This is a genomic window from Salinarchaeum laminariae (assembly GCF_023204835.1).
GTDB classification, from domain to species: Archaea; Halobacteriota; Halobacteria; order Halobacteriales; family Salinarchaeaceae; genus Salinarchaeum; species Salinarchaeum laminariae.
In genome coordinates, this window is the sequence record NZ_CP096270.1 from 1 (window position 1) to 16,191 (window position 16,191).

A 16,191-nucleotide genomic window follows, 5' to 3' on the forward strand; every position below is an offset into this window, starting at 1 on the left:
TGGGGAGGTGGGGAGATGGGGAGGTGGGGAGATGGGGAGGTGGGGAGATGGGGAGGTGGGGAGATGGGGAGGTGGGGAGATGGGGAGGTGGGGAGATGGGGAGGTGGGGAGATGGGGAGGTGGGGAGATGGGGAGGTGGGGAGATGGGGAGGTGGGGAGGTGGGGAGGTGGAAAGGAAGGTGGAGGGGAAAGTGGAGGGGAAGAAATCAGTCCGTGATCCAGGCCGCTACGTCGTCGACGACCGTCTTCTCCACCTGGTTCGACACGCCGTAGGCCGCCGGGACGGAGGGACCCTCGCCCGGCAGGAACGCGTGGTTGAGATCCTCGTATGTGGAGAGGGAGACCGCCGTCGAGTCGCCGAACGTGGACTGCCACTGCGTGAAATCGCCCTCGACCGTGACCTGGTAGTCTCGCTCGCCCTGGAGGTAGAACTGCTCGGTGGCCACTGACTCCGCACGGTCGACGGGATCGTAGCCGTCGAGGCTGGTCCAGAACGCCCCGGGGTAGCCCATCAGCGATTCGTCGGCGTCGTAGTTCCCGGTGGCGATCTGCTCGGCGGCATTCTCCCACTGATCGCGGCGCTGACTGTACGCCGGCGACTCGTGCTCGGTCACGCTCGCGAGGTGTGAGATCTGATCGAGGAACGCGTCCGTCAGCGGGCGAGCGGGTGCAGCGAGCCCGACGGCGCCCGCTAGCTCGCCGTCTCGATCCGCGATCTCGGGGGCCAGCATCGCACCGAGACTGTGGCCGAGGACGGTGACGTCGTCGCTCGCGACCGCCTCACGATCGCGCAGCCACGAGATCGCGTGAAGGGCGTCGTCGACGGTGACCCGATCGACCGTGTACTCCGCGGGCGAAACGTTGCACGCCATCGTCCGCTTGTCGTATCTGAGCACGGCGATGCCCTGCGAGGCGAGCCCCTCTGCGATATCTCGGTACGGTTTGTTGGCCGCGACCGTCGCGTCGCGATCGCTCGGCCCGCTACCGTGGACGATCACGACGCCCGGTACAGCATCAACGTCCGTCGGCGTGGTGAGCGTCGCGCCGAGCTGACAGCCATCGGGCTCCAGGGTGTGCTCGGTAGCTTGGAAGCTATCGGGGTCGGCATAGGACGCCCGCTCGTACTCGCCGACGAGCCCAATTCCGACGAGTTCGAACTCCTCGGTCGTGCTGATCCGGACGTCTGCGGGCCGGCGCTCCAGTTCGAGGCGCAGATCCACGGTCTGGAGGCCGGAGCTCATCCCGGTGTCGGTAACCTCCGTCGACTGGATCTCGCCGCCAGCGGCGAGCAGCCCGAGGTGGATGCGCTCGATCGCGGCAATGGTGACGCTTGACTGATAGGCCGACGGAAACCGGGAGTAGATCGCCTCGTACTCGCCAGCCCGGAGCAGGTCGATCGCCTGCGTGGCTGCCTCTGTCGACGATGTCGGATCAGAGGCGGTCTCGCCGTCGTCGGTGTCCGAACCGTTCTCCGGCGTCGATCCGTTGATCGTTGGGTCGCTGCCGTTGGAATCGTTGTCGCCGTCGCTGCTCGTACAGCCCGCGGCGGCGATCGCACCCGTCGCCCCGAGCGCCCGAAGGACGCGACGTCTCGTTGGAGTCATACGACTGGGTAGTTCACGCAGTTCCCTAAACCCGGTTCCAGTGTTGCAGCGTCTGCAAGTATGTGAAACGTTCCTTGAGGAACGAGCGGTACCCCGAGCCGCTGGATCCGATCCCGGCAGTGGCGTCGCGGTGGCGCCCACCCACTCGGTTGCGTCGGTCGTCGGGACTGTTTAGGAGCCACGCCACGCATCGTGGGTATGGACGAAATCGCCGGAATCTACGGGCGGGACGTACCGGACCTCGAGGCCACGGTACAACTCGGTATCGCGAGCGGCAATCTCATCCAGTGTTCCTTTCCCGAGCAGGCCGACGAGGATGCCATCGCGGACCACGAGCTCCTCGATCGGATCGAGACCTACGCGGCCGGCGAGACGGACGACGACTTCCGCGACGTCGAGATCGCGCTGACCGTTCCCACCGACCAGCGCACCGTGCTCCAGACGCTCAGGGCCGTCCCTTACGGCGAGTCGAGCAGCGTCGATTCGCTGGTTCGCCGGACGCCTGGACTCGATCCGGATGCCGACGACTCACCGGAGACCGTCAGGGCCGCGCTCGCCAACAATCCGATTCCCATCGTGCTCCCCGATCACCGCGTTGACGGCGGCTACGGAGCGACGCCCGGACCGGTACGCCGGCGTCTCCGGGCGATCGAGAGCATCGAGTAACGGTCCACGCGAACTGAGTAACGGATGAATCGAAACCGCGAGCCGCAGGGCTGTTCTACTAGTCGAGTTCGAACGCGACGGTAACCTCCGCCTGGTACTCGCGCCCGGATACGGACGCGACCTCCACGCCGAGCTCCTCGACCTCTGCCCAGTGGATATTGTCGAGGGTGTTCTCCGCGCGATCGAGCGCGTCGTCGGCCGCGGCGTCGAAGCTATCGGAGCTCGTGCCGATCAGGGTGATCTTCTTGAAGACCATGGACCCGATACGTCGGCGGGCGTCCCAATAAAAGCTAGCCGCGATTCGCCGGTATCGGCTGGCTCGCTATCGGCCGCGAAGCGTCCCGTCGTGATACCGGAAGCCCGCGTCTCGGAACAGCTGCCGAGCGGCTTCGGCGTCGAGATTGCCGTTCTCGCCGGGGAAGGGACCGGTGACGCTCTGTCCGTCCCACTCGAGGTCCTCCGAGACGTACTGCGTCTGGTGCAGCGGCGTCTCCGTCGCGGCCGCGACGCCGTCGAACACTGACTCGACGATGGCGTCGCGATCGATCAGCCGACCCAGAGCGGAGCGGAACGTGTAGTTCGAGAGCGGATGTCGCCGGGCGTTGATCCCGATCATGTAGTAATCGGGCGTCGGTGACTCGACGACTCGGACGTCCGCACGGCTGCGAGCGTCGGGCACGTCCTCGACCGGTAGCGTGCCGTCGAGAACCTGTACGGAGCCCTCCGCGATGTCGTCGAGGACGACGCTGATGTTTGGCGCGCCTTCCGCTTCGAACTGCTCGTAGACGGGGCCACCGGAGAACGGTTGCAGAGGATCGGCCAGACCGGAGGTCGTCCGGAGGAAGTGATCCTCGAAGCGCCGGAACGTGACGGATCTGTTCTCGTTCGCGCTCTCGAAACGGAGCGGCCCGCTGCCCACGGGCGAATCGATCGACGCCGTCAGCGCCTTCGTGAAATACTCGTGGTCACGCGAGGAACGGCTCTGCCACTTCGCTTTCGGGAGAATCGGCACCGTCAGCGCCGACGGTGCGAGGGCCGCTCGCGTCGGCTCGAGATCGAACTCGACGGTCGTCTGGTCGACCGCCGTCGCGTCCTGAACGAGACTGGTCTGTTGGCGAAAACGCGGGGCCGGCACCGGGGAATCGGTCGCGCCGAGGGCAGTATCCTGACAGAAGCGGTAGGTGAAAGCGACGTCTTCGGCGGTGAGCGGGGTGCCGTCGTGCCAGGAGAGGTTCGGCCGGAGCTGGACAGTTGCGGTGTCGGACTCGGAGATCGAGAACTCCCGCGCCATCCAGGGAACGTAGTCGCCCTCGATCCGGCGTACGAGCGGGTCGTAGAGCAGGTCGGTCAGCCGGTCGTGGAGTCGATACTCCGCGGCGAGCACGTTGCGGTTCTCGGTGACGTTCGGACGCTGGAGCCCGACGCGAAGCGTCTCCAGGCTGTTGCCGTCCCCTTCGATCGTGAGATAGGCCAGCGCCGACGCGAAGTTCACCGCGCCGTCGAAGGTGACGTCCTGTGAGACGGCTGCCGTATGCGGACGCGAAACGACCGTGAGGAACGGCTGCTGGTCGAGCAGCTGGAACTGCAGCTGCTCGACGATGTCCGATCGACCGTCGATGGCGACGTTCGTGTCGGGGGCGTCCGAATCCTGGTCGGAGGCTCCATCGCCGGTCGACTGCTCGCCGTCAGTGGTCTGATCGTCGCCCGACTGGAGCTGTTCAGGAGGCAGGCGCTGGGCGACGAGCAGTTCGTCACTGCGCGAGGATGCGAATCCGAACGGGTTTTGCAGCCCCAGCTCCGGCGCGAACAGTGAGTGTAACATTGCGCGGAGTTCGTCCGGATCGCGGTGGCCCGGCATCTCCGAGACGAAGATGTCGAAGTCGTTGTTGAGCAGGACGTCCCGGAGAAGCTGCACCTCATCGAGGAGTTCGTGCGAGGCGTCAACGCCGACGGCGTCGAGGTTGTTCTGGAGCCGCTGGCCGATCTGGACGGCACTCGGATCCCGGTCTGCGGGGACGGTCTTGACGCTGAGTGACACCTGTTCGGCGGCGTCGTACGTGATCTGCGAGCGAAGTTCGGAGAAGCAGCCTGCGGTCGCTACAGCGGCGCCGCTCCCCGCAGCAGCGAGGAACGACCGGCGAGACAGGCCTGTGGAGGGCATCGGTTCTGGAATACTCAGGAACGCATTTAGGTGTTGGTGATCGCGTCGGCTCCGGCTGGCGGTTCGGGGCTGGACGCGTCGCCGTTCACGCTGGGACGAAAGCTGCTGGGGAGGCACGCTACTGAGGATGAAAGCTGCTGGGACGGGGAGCGGGGGAGCAGAGTAGCGGAGTAGCGGAGACGCTCTGAGGAATGCGGTTGGACCCGTGGAGTCCGAATCGAGTCGACGGGTCGATTGTAGAGTCAGGTGGGGACCGACGGCCCGGGCGGCGCCCGGATCACGTCGTACTCCTCGCCGTCGATCGCGATGATCGCCCACTCTTCGGCGTCGCTTCCGTCGAGCCGTCGCCGGAGCGCTCCGGCGCGGTCGCTCGACGTGACGTAGCAGTGCAGTCCGTCGGCCTCGGGCTCAGCCGCGCCATCCGTCGCCGTTACGCGGACCACTTTCCAGTCGCGTTCGGCACGGAACTCGGCACCGTCGCCGAGGATGGTGTAGCCGAGGTCGTCGAAGATCGATCGCGCTCGGGTCGTCAGGGAGGGGGAGGCGCTCGCCATCCGTGTGAACAGTGGGCACACACCACCCTAAAAGTTCGCGTACGACGGTCGTCGAAGCCGTTTTCGGCCGCGAATAGGCACAGAAGGGAGTCGATCGCCCGTCCGCAAGCGGGTCGGCATCACTCGTGGGCCGCGTCCCACTCCGTCGGCTTTCGCTGATTGCCGCAATCCGGGCACTCGATCCGGCCCATCGTGTCCATCATCGCGTCGAGACCGTCACAGACGCCACAGAGCCAGCCGTAGCGTCGCTCGCGGTCGCGATCCCGATAGGCGACGTAGAAGGGACCCCGAGAGCCGCGATCGCCTTCGTCCGTGGCGACGTAGAGGGTGTCGCCGTCGGAATCGGTGACCGTGTCCATGTGCGATCGGTGGAGACACCCCGCAAAAACGCTTGCCGTCCCCGCTCGTACTGCGGCCTGGCGCCCCGCGCCGCGGCCTGACAACCCGCGCCAACGGTAGATTCGTCCGTATCTCCCCGGAAAGCGTTCCGCTGTGAGCGAAGGGTTCAGTCCAGCCGCGATTCGAGCGCCGAGAGAATCGCGATCGTCGCGGGCCGGTGGAGCGGCTCGTTTCGGTTTCCACACTGCACGTCCATCAGACAGGAGGGACAGCCCCGAACGCCGTCGCAGCCACACGCCGCCACGTGCTCGCGGGTCCGCGCGACCAGCGAGTCGGCGTGCTCGTAGATCCCCCGAGCGTAGCCGATCCCACCGTCGACGGCGTCGTGGATGAACCACGTCGGGACGCCCGTCTCCGGGTGCGGATCGATGCTCAGGCCGCCGATCTCCGAGCTGTCGAGTCTGAGTTCGAGCGGCGCGAGTTCGATCATGGCGTGCTCGGCGCCGTGGAGCCCGCCGAGGAAGGTGTACTGCCGTTGGCCCTTCCCGTACTGAGCGGGTTCGGAGAGGAGATCGCCCAAGGGCACGTCCTCGAGGGCAGTCTCGCGGAGTGATTTCGGCGCCTCGACCCACGTGAGCTGGGTCCGGAGTTCGATCGGACCGAGCCCGGTCTCTCGAACGTCGCCGATCAGGTCGCCGGTCTGGACGTCGCGGCGTTCGTAGTGAGCGTAGTGGATGCTGACGGTGCCGACGCCGAATTTGAGGTGCCAGCCGTCGCCGAGATCGCGGGACGCGCGAGGCTCGACGTCGGAGACCGATTTCGTCGAGTGCGTCTTCGTATAGACTTCCTCGTCGATCGGCTGGAGCGTGACCCACGGCTGCGGGCGCTCCTCCTCGAACTCAACGACTTCGTACTCGGTGCCGTCGTGGAGGACGACGGCGCCGGGGTGGTACTCCCGGTAGGCCCGATCCTTGCCGATCGGCGCGACGTCGAGATCGTCCGCGCCATCGACGCTTCGGACCTGGAACGTCTCCGAATCGGTCGCGTACATCGAGACGTCGGCCTCCGGACGCGGCGGCCCATCGTAGCGAACCGACCGGTCGAGGTCGCCGACGAGACGGCCGGCCTCGCGCCACATCGTCACGCCGCGATCGAGCCGATCCTCCACGTTGGTCCCCTCGCCGTCTGGCACGGCCTCCGCACCGAACCACCGCTCGTCGTCGCGGTCGATCGGCAGCTCCGAGGCGGCGGCCAGCAGGTGCCGAGCGTAGACGGCGTCGTTGCCGAGGTCGATGACGGCGTCCTCGTACGCGCCAGCGGACGAGGGCTCGGAGGAGCCTGCTCCTCCGGCGTTCTCGACGTCTTCCTCGAAGAGGAACTCGGGATGGTCGAGCACGTACTGGTCGATAGCGTCGGCGCGACCGACCAGGACCGAGAGCGCGTCGTCGGTCCCACGGCCAGAGCGACCGAGTCGCTGCCAGAAGGACTGTCGCGAGCCGGGGTAGCCGGCCAGCACCGTCGCGTCGACGCTCCCGACGTCGATTCCGAGTTCGAGCGCGCTCGTCGAGATCACGCTGTCGAGATCACCGGACTGGAGCCGCTGCTCGGTGTCGCGGCGGGTCTGCTTGCCGTGGCCGGCGTGGTAGGGCGCGACGGAGACGTAGCCACTGCTGCCCCCGCCAGCGCTGTCGGCGACCCCACCGCCGCCGGTACCACTCGCCGGGTGGTCACCGGCCTCGCGCTCGACGGTCTTCGCCGTGAGTTCGGTCCCTTGCCTGGATCGCGAGAAGGCAAGCGTCTGGACGCCGTGGAGGCCGAGGTGCGCCACGATCTCGCCGGTCGCGGCACCCGCTCGCTTGACCGCGCCGAGATACTCGTCCATGCTGTACTCCTCGCCGAGGTCTTCCTCCAAGGGTGGTTTCCAGAACGCGATCTCGCGGCGGCCGTGCGGGCTGCCGTCCTCGTCCACGACGACGTGGGGCTCGCCGGTCAGGCGGCGGGCGTGCTCGGCGGGGTTCCCGATCGTCGCCGACGTACAGACGATCCGCGGATCGGCGTCGTAAAAGTCGAGAATGCGGCGCAGGCGCCGGAGGACCCACGCGACGTGCATGCCGTGGATGCCCGAAGCAGCGTGGGCCTCGTCGATCGCCAACAGCGCGCAGTTCCCGAAACACTCCCGCCACTGGGTGTGGTGGGCGAGATAGACGTTGAGTCCGGCGGCGTTCGTGAGGATCACGTCTGCCTCCTCTCGGATCTCCGGGCGGCGGTGGTTCGGCGTGTCGCCGTCGTACACTGCGACCTCGAGGTCGAGACCGAGCCGATCGTAGAGCGCGACGAGCGATTCGCGCTGGTCCCGCGCGAGCGCCTTCGTCGGATAGCAGACGATCGCCCGCGCATCGGGATCCTCGCGCTTGCAAAGTGCGACGTAGAGCGCGTAGATCAGCGTCTTGCCCGACGCCGTCGGCGTCGCGACGGCTACGTTCTCGCCCTCGCGAAGTCGGTCGATCCCTTCGGCCTGGTGCGTGTAGAGGTCGTGGCCGAGCCGATCCGCGAGGTCGTCGGGCAGGACCTCGCTGGCTGGGACGGTGTCGGCTGATTCGGCCGGCTGCGTCTGTGTGTGGACGATCTGATCGTCGTAGTTAGGGAAGCGCTCGCGGAGGTGGTCGGGGTCGAGCACGTCTGCGTGGGCGCTCCAGCCGCCGTCGCTGGATCCGTGGTCGTCGTTCCCGCGCTGGGTGCGTTCGGCCGGTGAATGGGGGTCGTCACTCATTCAGAAATCACCCAGGCGTCCCTGCGTGGTCTCACTGGCCGATTCGCTGCCAGCACGCTCGGCTGGCGACGCTCCGGCGGTCCGATCGGCAGCGTCGATCGCGTCGTAGACGAACGCGAGTGCGCGCACGTCTGCTTCGCAGTAGGCCTCAAGCGTCTGCCAGTCCGGTTCGTTCTCTGGAATGGGATCGGCCATCCACTCGCGGTAGATCCGCGCGACTTCGGCGCCGTCGAGCGGAGTGGCGTCGACCGACGCAGCGCTGTCGTCGCCGATATCGGCCCCAGCGGAGGCGGCATCGGCTCCCGTGAACCCGAGCGCGCTTGCGACGGTCTCCAGCCCGTTCGTCCGACCGGGGAGCACCGCGTTCCCCTCTCGAACGGCCCACGTGTAGGGGTCGAACGTACGACGCGCCGCCCAGAACTCCCCGTGCTCCGGGCAGTGGCGCTCGATCTGCTCGGTGAGCACCGGGACGTCGAAGGAGTCGCCGTTGTAGGCGACGATCGGGCGGTCGGCGGCGGCGCTCTCGAGCCAGGTACAGAAGGCCGCGAGTGCAGCGCCGGGTTCGTTGGGCTCGCGAACGAGGAACGATCGGTAGCGCTCGCCCGGTGACGCCTCCCGATCGAGGACGCCGATCAGCCAGACGATCGACGGCGAGAGCCCGTCGGTCTCGATGTCGACGAAGATCGGTTCAGGCCGTGGAAGCGACTCGTCGGTTCGTCGACGGACCGTGCCAGCGTCGAATGCGCGGGCGCGCTCGACGAGACGCGGCGCGGTCGAGCGAGCGATCCCGTCGAGGTCGGCGATCGTCGCAATGGGAGCGTTCGCGAGGCCGTCCCGGGTTGCGTATCCCGCGTCCCGGAGCGTTCGTGCACGTTGCTCGCCGATCCCGTCAATCGCGCGGAGGCCGAGCGAATCCCGGCGGTACTGCGTCGTTGCGACCGTGCCGTCGGGGCCCAGCGCGAGGCTTGCGACGGCGGATTCGCCATCCGTCGCTCCGCCCGATCGCGCTCCGTCGATCCCCCCGGGTGCGGTCCCGCGCACGGTGAGTCCGTCCCAGTCACCGTGGTAGCCAGCCGGCAGTCCAGTCGAGAGATGGGTCTGGGAATCGGGAAGCGAATGGTCGCGAGAAGGATTGTCGGTGGCGAGCGCGTCGCGGTACGCCGAAAGGCCCTGTCGGACTGTCCTGAGTTCCGTGGGGCGGACCGAGAGGTCGAGCAGATCGGAGAGGACGTAGGTTTCAGTCGCGGGATCGAGATCGCCGTCGGCCATGTCGCCCAGAGCGGATAGAGCCGAGAGCGACGGAACGAGAACGACCTCGACGTCACCGAACACGTGGCGTTGCGGGCAATCTGTATCGGTCCCGGCGTCGGGCGTCAGAATCGGGCGGTCGAGATCCGAGAGCGTGGATCGGAGTCGGACCCGCGCCGGCGGCGCCGTCGCGACGATGGCGTGAGGATCGGCCGCGTCGAGCGCGTCCTGGAGCTGCTCGGCGGAGAGCGCGGAGAGGGCATCCGAATCGACGACGGCGAGCCGGCCGGGCTGCATCTACTGGCATCCGATGGGCTCGGTGGGGAAAAGTGGCTCGTGGGCGCCGTTCCGGCACAGAGTTCCCGGGTTCCGGGCATCCGCAGAGTTCCGGCACAGTCGCGCACTCGATCTCCGACGACCACGCGCTTTTGGCCCCGGGACGTCTACGCGAGTGTATGTCCGAATCCGCTCCCGACGAACTTCCCCAGACCGACGCCGAGTGGCGCGAGGCCCTCTCGGAGGAGGCCTACCACGTCCTGCGCGAGGCCGGCACCGAACCCGCCGGCTCCGGCGTCTACGACGACCACTGGGAGGACGGCACGTACCGGTGTGCGGGCTGTGACGTTGCCCTCTTCGACAGCGAAGCCAAGTACGACCACCACTGCGGCTGGCCGAGCTTCTACGAGCCAATCGCCGACGACCGCGTCGAGTACCGCGAGGACACCAGCCACGGGATGGTCCGCACCGAAGTCGTCTGCGCGACCTGCGAGGGACATCTCGGTCACGTCTTCGAGGACGGGCCGGAGCCAACGGGCGAGCGATTCTGCATCAACTCCGTCTCGCTGGAGTTCGAGAGCGAATAGGACGGAACGACACTGTTGGGATCGTTTTTGGGTCATGTACTTGACAGCGACAGCAGTCCGCTTGGAAGCCCCCGAGCGCTCCGGTTCCGTCGGAGCACGCTCCGACGACGTCACCCTCGCTTCGCTCGCGTGACTCGCGCGGCTCGCTGCGCTCCTCACTCGCTTCGCTCGTTGCGGTGGTTGCTTCGCCGTGCTTCCCGGAGTGCTCGGCCCCTTCCAGTTCCGGAAGAGCAAGCTCATCCGACCTTCGCAGGATCAAAGATCCTGCTCAGTCCCACCCGGTAGGTTCGTCGGGTGGCCTGAGCCCCGGTGGACAGTGTCGAGGAGCGTCGGGGCGTGGGGAATCGGTCATTTGCGAGGGATTCCGAGGCCAGCAGTTCGTCCCTCGATACCGGCCTCACCGACCGGGTGGATACGACCGAACTATAGTCGCCGACCAGAAACGCGAGGGCATGGAACCCGAACGCGTCGTCGACTCACACAGCCTCACCGGCGAGGGACCGATCTGGCACCCCGACGAGAACGTGCTCTACTGGCTCGACGTTCCCGACGGGGAGCTGTTCCGCTACGATCCCGACACCGGAGAGAACGAGCTCGTCTACGACGATCCGGACGCCATCGGCGGCTACACGATCCAGCCCGATGGCTCGCTCTTGCTCTTCGAGGACCGTGGCCGGGTCGAACAGTTCGACGACGGGGACATCGAGGTCGTGATCGAGGAGATTCCGGCGGAGACGGAGACGCGGTTCAACGACGTGATCGCCGATCCGGAGGGGCGCGTGTTCGCGGGGACGATGCCCACCGAGGAGCGTGGCGGCAACCTCTATCGCCTCGACACCGACGGCGAGATCGAGCGGCTCGTCGAGGATCTCGCAATTCCCAACGGGATGGGGTTCACGCCCGATCGCGAGCGGATGTACTTCGCGGAGTCCGACGCACGGCTCGTCCACCAGTTCGACTACGACCGCGACACTGGCGACCTCACCGAGCTCGACCCCTTCCTCGAGGTCGACGGCCCCGAGGTCCCCGACGGCCTCACTGTCGACGGCGAGGGGGACGTCTGGATCGCGTTCTGGGACGGCAACCGCGTCGCTCGGTACGATCCCGACGGCGTCGAGCAGGAACGCGTCGAGTTCCCCGCGAAGAAGGTCTCCTGCATCACGTTCGGCGGCGAGAACAACGAAGACGCCTACGTGACGACGGCGCTCGGCGAGGGCGACACCGGCCGCGACGTCGAGGGCGACGGCGCAGGCTCGCTGTTCCGCTTCGATCCCGGCGTCGAAGGAGAAACGGAGTTCCGCTCGCGAATCGAGCTGTAGCGATCGATCGCCGCCCCGTTCCTCGACGGTCGAATCGGTCCCTCTCCACCGACAGAGAATCCTCGCCTAGGACCCGTCGGCAATCGTGACGTCCTGGACGACCGTCCCGTCCTGGTCGTAGTAGATCAGTTGCTGGTAGCTCTCGTCCTCGTCGAAGACGAACTCGATACGGCTGTACTCCAGGTCCTGACCAGACAGCTCGTACGATGCGCGGCAGAGCGTCGTGCCATCGCGTTCGAACTGCTCTTCGACGACGAACGTCATCCCTGTGCCAGCCTCGGCGTCCGAGGTGGACGTGGTCTGCCCCACGGGACACCAATCGGCCGCGTCGCCGGCGGCCGAGTCACCGTCGGTCCCGTCTATGGTGCCGTCAGTCGAACCGTCGTCGCCTCCGGTCGAGCTGCCGAAGTTCAGTCGCCGAACCTCGTTGCCGTCGACGTCGTAGTAGATGAACTCGACGTGCTCCTGGGCCTCGTTGAAGAAGACATCGACCGTTGCGTACGGGGAGTCGGTGTCCTCGAATGCGTACGAAACCCGGCAGACTTCACGCCCGTCGCGCTCGACGGTTCCCTGGCTCTGGACGGTCATGGAGCCGTCGACCTGCTGGCCAGCAACCGTCTGAAACGCACCGGTCGTACACCAGTCGGCGGTGCCCGAGCCGCCACCGTCACCGCCGCCGCTGCCGGTACAGCCGGCCGCGATCGCGAGCAAGACGACGGTTCCGACGAGCAGCCACTGGCGGTGCATGCGACGGAGACGACGGATGAGAAGATAAACTAGCAGGCGACGTACGTCGGTCTGCGCTCAGACAGACACATACTCACACACTCACTCATCCGACGATCAGGGAAGTTTCTCGATCGCGGCCGCCAGTGCAGCCTCCGAGTCCCAGCGAAACACCCGGCCGTCGCGGTCCAGCACGTCGACGAACTGCGCCGGGAGCGCGTCGAAGTGGTCGTGCTCGTCGGCCTCCGTCGGATACCCTCGTTTCAGCACGTGGACCTTCGGTCGGTAGTTCGGGCCGGAGACGACGCCGAACTCCCACTCGTGGCTCCCGTCGGTGTCCTCGAGCACGGGGACGATGACGTCCGCGCGGTCGGCGAGAATGCGAAACTTCGTCGGCCAGAACTCCCAGGCCTCGGGCACGTCCTTCATCAGGTAAGCGAAGGCGCCGTCGCGGTCGTCGAGCCGGGCTTTGATTGCCTCGAGGCGGCGCTCCTTCTCGCCGTCGTCGTAGCGTCCGAGGAGGAAGTAGGCCGTCTCGGCCTGGACGATCCCCTGGAAGACGTCGCCGAAGACGGCGCGCTTGATGGCCTGATACTCCTCGGGCGTGAGCGTCTCCGTCGCGGAGAGCTCTCTCGTCTCGTCGAAGACGCTCGCGAGCTCCGAATCCTCGGCCATCGTATCGTGGGCACTGGGAGGCCATCGGTAATAATACCGCCGCGTCTGGCTCGGCGATCAGCGTTCACACATCGGATCATCACTATCAGAACCAGCTCGTTCGTGACCGTAACGGTTGATACCCACACAGTTATTGTGCGCCGGTCCGTTGAAACACGTATGGCAGCGATCGATCCCGGCGCAGACGACCCAGCAGACGGGTTCGACACCTGGAGAGCGATGCAGGTGATCACCCAGGAGACCCGCGCGAGTATCGTCGCCGACGTCGTCGGACACCCGGAAGGCATGCCTTCCGTGCCCGAGCTCGACTACGTCAACCCAGACGTCCACCGCAGCGCGATCAGCGAGCACCTCGACAAGCTTCAGGAGGCCGGTATCGTCGCGAAAAGCGAGATTCCAGTCGGCGAGCGCTCGCGCGACCTCCCCTACGTCTTTTACTACGTAACTGAGGACGCGCGGGCGTTCTTCGATCAGAACGGCATCTTCGACCCGGATACCTGGAGCGATCAGTACGCGAAGATCGAGAAGACCGATGCGATCCGGCGGGTCGAGGAGATGCAACGGCCCGATCGAAAGTAAGCGGCCGTCGGCGACTCCTCTGGGTCGTCTCGGTTTTGCTCGTCGGTGCCGGCCCCCGATACTGTGATGGGGTCCCTCGACGGCCCTGGCGCGCTGGCGAGAGTCGGGGATCGTCGCAGTGGTGGAGCCGCCCAGCAAATCTTTACGTACTTCTTCCCTATTCCCACCGCTAGCAAATGGATGGAACCGGAGCAGACGTTCAGTCTGAGGAATTCTACCAGACGCTCGTCGAAAACGCTGCAGAGGGGATGCTCACCATCGACGAGAATAGTGATATCGTCTACGCGAATCCGGCCGTCGAAAACATTCTCGGCTACTCACAGGAAGAGTTGATCGGGAGTTCCAAGATGAAGATCATCCCCGATCGGCTCCAGACCGCCCACGCCGCTGCCCTGGAGGCCTACGTCACGTCGGGTGACCGGAACATCGACTGGGACGGCATCGAACTCCCCGCGCTTCACAAAGACGGACACGAGGTGCCGACGCTGATCAGTCTGCGCGAACACGAGCACGACGGCGACCGGTATTTTACCGGGATCATCCGCGACATCACAGAACGTCGACGCCGCGAAGAGCAACTCCGCGACCAGAAGGACCGCCTCGACGATTTCTCGGAGATTCTCACCCACGACATTCGGAATCCGCTCTCCGTCGCCCGTGGCCACGCCGAGCTCGCACAGGAAACACACGACGTCCCGGAGCTCGATCGAGTGGTCGAACCCCTGGAGCGCATCGACGAGCTCGTCGACGACGTGGCCGCGCTATCGAAGGACGGGCAAACGATCGGCAGCACGGAACGAGTGGACCTCTCGGAGGTCGTCGCGGATGCGTGGCGGAACGTCGACACCGGAGGCGCCGACTACCACACGGATCCCGAAATCGGGACCGTAGAGGCCGACGAAAGCCGTTTGCATGGACTCTTCGAGAACCTCATTGGCAACGCCATCGAGCACGGCGGAGACGACGTTTCGATCCGCGTCGGTCGGCTCCCCGACGGTGACGGACTCTACCTCGAGGACGACGGCCCAGGGATTCAGGAGTCGATTCGCGACGACGTGTTCGAGTACGGTTACTCGACGAGCAGCGACGGCACCGGCTACGGCCTCTCGATCGTGAAGCAGATCGCCGACGGCCACGGCTGGGACGTCGCTATCACGGAGAGTGACGTCGGCGGAGCGCGCTTCGAGATCACCGGCATCGATTTCGACACGGAGCAGCCCGACTGACCGTCTCGACCGTTACCGGCCAGCTCGTTCTGAAGATAGCCTCAGGTAGCGTTCCGCCGTTCGTATCCGGCAATGGCGTGCGCTCCTCACGTTCGTTCACCGGAGCAAGCCACGGCCCGGACTGTGAACCTCGCCGAGACGGTCCGGGCGTGTGGCTCGCTCCGCTCGCCATTCCGGGCTGCGACTCGTCTGGTTCAAATCCTCTGGAGGCTTTTCCTCCTCACGTCCGTTCGTCAGAAAAGCCACGGCCCGGATTTGAACCGGGGATGGGCGGCTCTGCAGGCCGCTGCGTTCGGCCGGACTCTGCCACCGTGGCGCAGGTGGAAATCCGTGACTGGTCGGCTTATGCATTGCGATGAAAACCACGTGAGAGGATGGGCGGCTGTCGCACGCGAGCGAAGCGAGGTGCGACGCTGTCGGGCGAGCGTCAGCGAGTCCGACACGAACTGCAGGCCGCTGCGTTCGGCCGGACTCTGCCACCGTGGCGGAGATCAAAATCCGTGGCTGGGCGGCTTATGCATTGCGATGAAAACCACGTGAGAGGATAGGCGGCTGTCGCACGCGAGCGCAGACGATCAGAAGAGAACTGGGACCGTCGAGGAAATGCTTCGGAAACTACAATCCGGCACAAGGTCGTCGGGCATGGGCAGTCAGACGGCCGCCCAGATTGATCACGAAAACAGCGCGGACGCAGTCAGCTCCTTCCTCTCGAACGTTGAGCGCACTCGGTGTCGTTCGGAGCCACACCTCCTCAGAATCGATCTTGAGCGCGAATTCGTACTCGGCGCGTTCATCGGGCCAATCTTCGAACATCTGGCCGGTGGGCTGGGAAGAGTTGTCGGTTCCGTCGATCGTCCGAGATCGGGCGAGAACGGTTCGATCATCGCGCTGCACTGCAATTTGATAGGAGCGCGTCGTCGATCGACGGTTCAACACGTCAACCGCGTCGAGTGTGACCGGTCGGGTACTGGAGTTTGAGTCGTCGACGAAGGAACAGCCACCGAGGCCGAGAGCGGCTGCGCTAGCCATGCTCGCGAGGAGGGAGCGACGGCAGGGCATACTCGGCGGCTCGAATGGCGCATACAAATGTGTGCCGGAAATTGCTATGCCCAGCCGCCGACTCGCTCGAAACCGTATTAGAACGATCTGTCCAAGATTACTGCTCCGTCGGCTGCTCGACGAACAGTGCGTAGCCGATGCCACCGCTTGCTGGCACGCTGCCAGCTGCGAGCGCCGTGGACATCGCGAGCGTCGAGACTGCGCCGAGGACGCCAGCGATGGCGACGGGGAGGGCGATGGCGGCGAGCAGGAAGTCGTATTTGGAGACCGATCGCTGCACACGACAGACGAGTGGCGCGACCTAATTAAATATTATTACAGCGTGTGCAAGCCGACCCCGGTGTGGGGCTAACGCGAGGACGGTGCGGGAGGATACGATGCCGAGCAACAGCAATCCGTTAG

At 65.9% G+C, this 16,191-nt stretch carries 15 protein-coding genes, 1 tRNA gene and 1 pseudogene; 6 read left to right on the forward strand and 11 right to left on the reverse strand.

Annotation, left to right across the window (positions count from 1 at the left end; all coding sequences use genetic code 11):
- A pseudogene (locus MXF70_RS00005) lies at window positions 1-217 on the forward strand (hypothetical protein); the annotation flags it as partial.
- Here the strand turns inward: MXF70_RS00005 and MXF70_RS00010 are convergent.
- Window positions 207-1,604 carry an alpha/beta hydrolase gene (locus MXF70_RS00010; RefSeq protein ID WP_248516545.1) on the reverse strand — a complete coding sequence of 466 codons (1,398 nt, stop codon included), beginning with the start codon at window positions 1,602-1,604 and terminating at the stop codon, window positions 207-209. The pseudogene MXF70_RS00005 and the gene MXF70_RS00010 overlap by 11 nt on opposite strands.
- A gap of 198 nt (window positions 1,605-1,802) precedes the next feature.
- Here MXF70_RS00010 and MXF70_RS00015 point away from each other — a divergent pair, with 198 nt between their 5' ends.
- Window positions 1,803-2,270 carry an MGMT family protein gene (locus tag MXF70_RS00015; protein WP_248516546.1) on the forward strand — a complete coding sequence of 156 codons (468 nt, stop codon included), beginning with the start codon at window positions 1,803-1,805 and terminating at the stop codon, window positions 2,268-2,270.
- Between the two features lie 58 nt (window positions 2,271-2,328).
- Here MXF70_RS00015 and MXF70_RS00020 read toward each other — a convergent pair whose 3' ends face one another.
- From MXF70_RS00020 to MXF70_RS00045, 6 genes are all read right to left on the reverse strand, one after another.
- The gene (locus tag MXF70_RS00020; protein ID WP_248516547.1) at window positions 2,329-2,526 is read right to left on the reverse strand and encodes a dodecin; all 198 of its coding nucleotides are present in this window, start codon (window positions 2,524-2,526) and stop codon (window positions 2,329-2,331) included.
- Window positions 2,527-2,592: 66 nt separating this feature from the next.
- The gene (locus tag MXF70_RS00025) at window positions 2,593-4,431 is read right to left on the reverse strand and encodes an ABC transporter substrate-binding protein (protein ID WP_248516548.1); all 1,839 of its coding nucleotides are present in this window, start codon (window positions 4,429-4,431) and stop codon (window positions 2,593-2,595) included.
- 242 nt (window positions 4,432-4,673) lie between these two features.
- The gene (locus MXF70_RS00030; RefSeq protein ID WP_248516549.1) at window positions 4,674-4,985 is read right to left on the reverse strand and encodes a DUF7116 family protein; all 312 of its coding nucleotides are present in this window, start codon (window positions 4,983-4,985) and stop codon (window positions 4,674-4,676) included.
- Window positions 4,986-5,104: 119 nt separating this feature from the next.
- Complete coding sequence (locus tag MXF70_RS00035) at window positions 5,105-5,344, reverse strand: DUF5816 domain-containing protein (protein WP_248516550.1); 240 nt, start codon at window positions 5,342-5,344, stop codon at window positions 5,105-5,107.
- 146 nt (window positions 5,345-5,490) lie between these two features.
- Complete coding sequence (locus tag MXF70_RS00040) at window positions 5,491-8,094, reverse strand: DEAD/DEAH box helicase (RefSeq protein WP_248516551.1); 2,604 nt, start codon at window positions 8,092-8,094, stop codon at window positions 5,491-5,493.
- On the reverse strand, window positions 8,095-9,639 hold the full coding sequence (locus tag MXF70_RS00045; RefSeq protein WP_248516552.1) for a ribonuclease H-like domain-containing protein: 1,545 nt from the start codon (window positions 9,637-9,639) through the stop codon (window positions 8,095-8,097).
- A 158-nt stretch (window positions 9,640-9,797) separates the two neighbouring features.
- Here MXF70_RS00045 and msrB point away from each other — a divergent pair, with 158 nt between their 5' ends.
- A complete protein-coding gene (gene msrB / locus MXF70_RS00050; RefSeq protein ID WP_248516553.1) occupies window positions 9,798-10,205 on the forward strand; it encodes a peptide-methionine (R)-S-oxide reductase MsrB in 408 nt (135 codons plus the stop codon).
- Window positions 10,206-10,657: 452 nt separating this feature from the next.
- Window positions 10,658-11,524, forward strand: a complete 867-nt coding sequence (locus MXF70_RS00055; protein WP_248516554.1) for an SMP-30/gluconolactonase/LRE family protein — start codon at window positions 10,658-10,660, stop codon at window positions 11,522-11,524.
- A gap of 66 nt (window positions 11,525-11,590) precedes the next feature.
- Here MXF70_RS00055 and MXF70_RS00060 read toward each other — a convergent pair whose 3' ends face one another.
- Both MXF70_RS00060 and MXF70_RS00065 read right to left on the reverse strand, forming a co-directional pair.
- Window positions 11,591-12,271: a hypothetical protein gene (locus tag MXF70_RS00060; protein WP_248516555.1), complete on the reverse strand. Its 681-nt coding sequence runs from the start codon at window positions 12,269-12,271 to the stop codon at window positions 11,591-11,593.
- 96 nt (window positions 12,272-12,367) lie between these two features.
- Window positions 12,368-12,925 (reverse strand): DUF8170 family protein, encoded by a 558-nt coding sequence (locus MXF70_RS00065; RefSeq protein ID WP_248516556.1) that lies wholly within the window; start codon window positions 12,923-12,925, stop codon window positions 12,368-12,370.
- A 159-nt stretch (window positions 12,926-13,084) separates the two neighbouring features.
- On the opposite strand from MXF70_RS00065, the gene MXF70_RS00070 reads away from it, so the two are divergent.
- Together MXF70_RS00070 and MXF70_RS00075 are read left to right on the forward strand one after the other, a co-directional pair.
- Window positions 13,085-13,504 carry a helix-turn-helix domain-containing protein gene (locus MXF70_RS00070; protein ID WP_248516557.1) on the forward strand — a complete coding sequence of 140 codons (420 nt, stop codon included), beginning with the start codon at window positions 13,085-13,087 and terminating at the stop codon, window positions 13,502-13,504.
- Window positions 13,505-13,680: 176 nt separating this feature from the next.
- A complete protein-coding gene (locus tag MXF70_RS00075) occupies window positions 13,681-14,730 on the forward strand; it encodes a PAS domain S-box protein (RefSeq protein ID WP_248516558.1) in 1,050 nt (349 codons plus the stop codon).
- A gap of 240 nt (window positions 14,731-14,970) precedes the next feature.
- On the opposite strand, the gene MXF70_RS00080 is transcribed toward MXF70_RS00075, so the two are convergent.
- Together MXF70_RS00080 and MXF70_RS00085 are read right to left on the reverse strand one after the other, a co-directional pair.
- Window positions 14,971-15,046: transfer RNA gene (locus tag MXF70_RS00080), tRNA-Cys, on the reverse strand.
- An 840-nt stretch (window positions 15,047-15,886) separates the two neighbouring features.
- Window positions 15,887-16,069 carry a DUF8015 family protein gene (locus MXF70_RS00085; protein WP_248516559.1) on the reverse strand — a complete coding sequence of 61 codons (183 nt, stop codon included), beginning with the start codon at window positions 16,067-16,069 and terminating at the stop codon, window positions 15,887-15,889.
- Window positions 16,070-16,191: the final 122 nt, after the last annotated feature.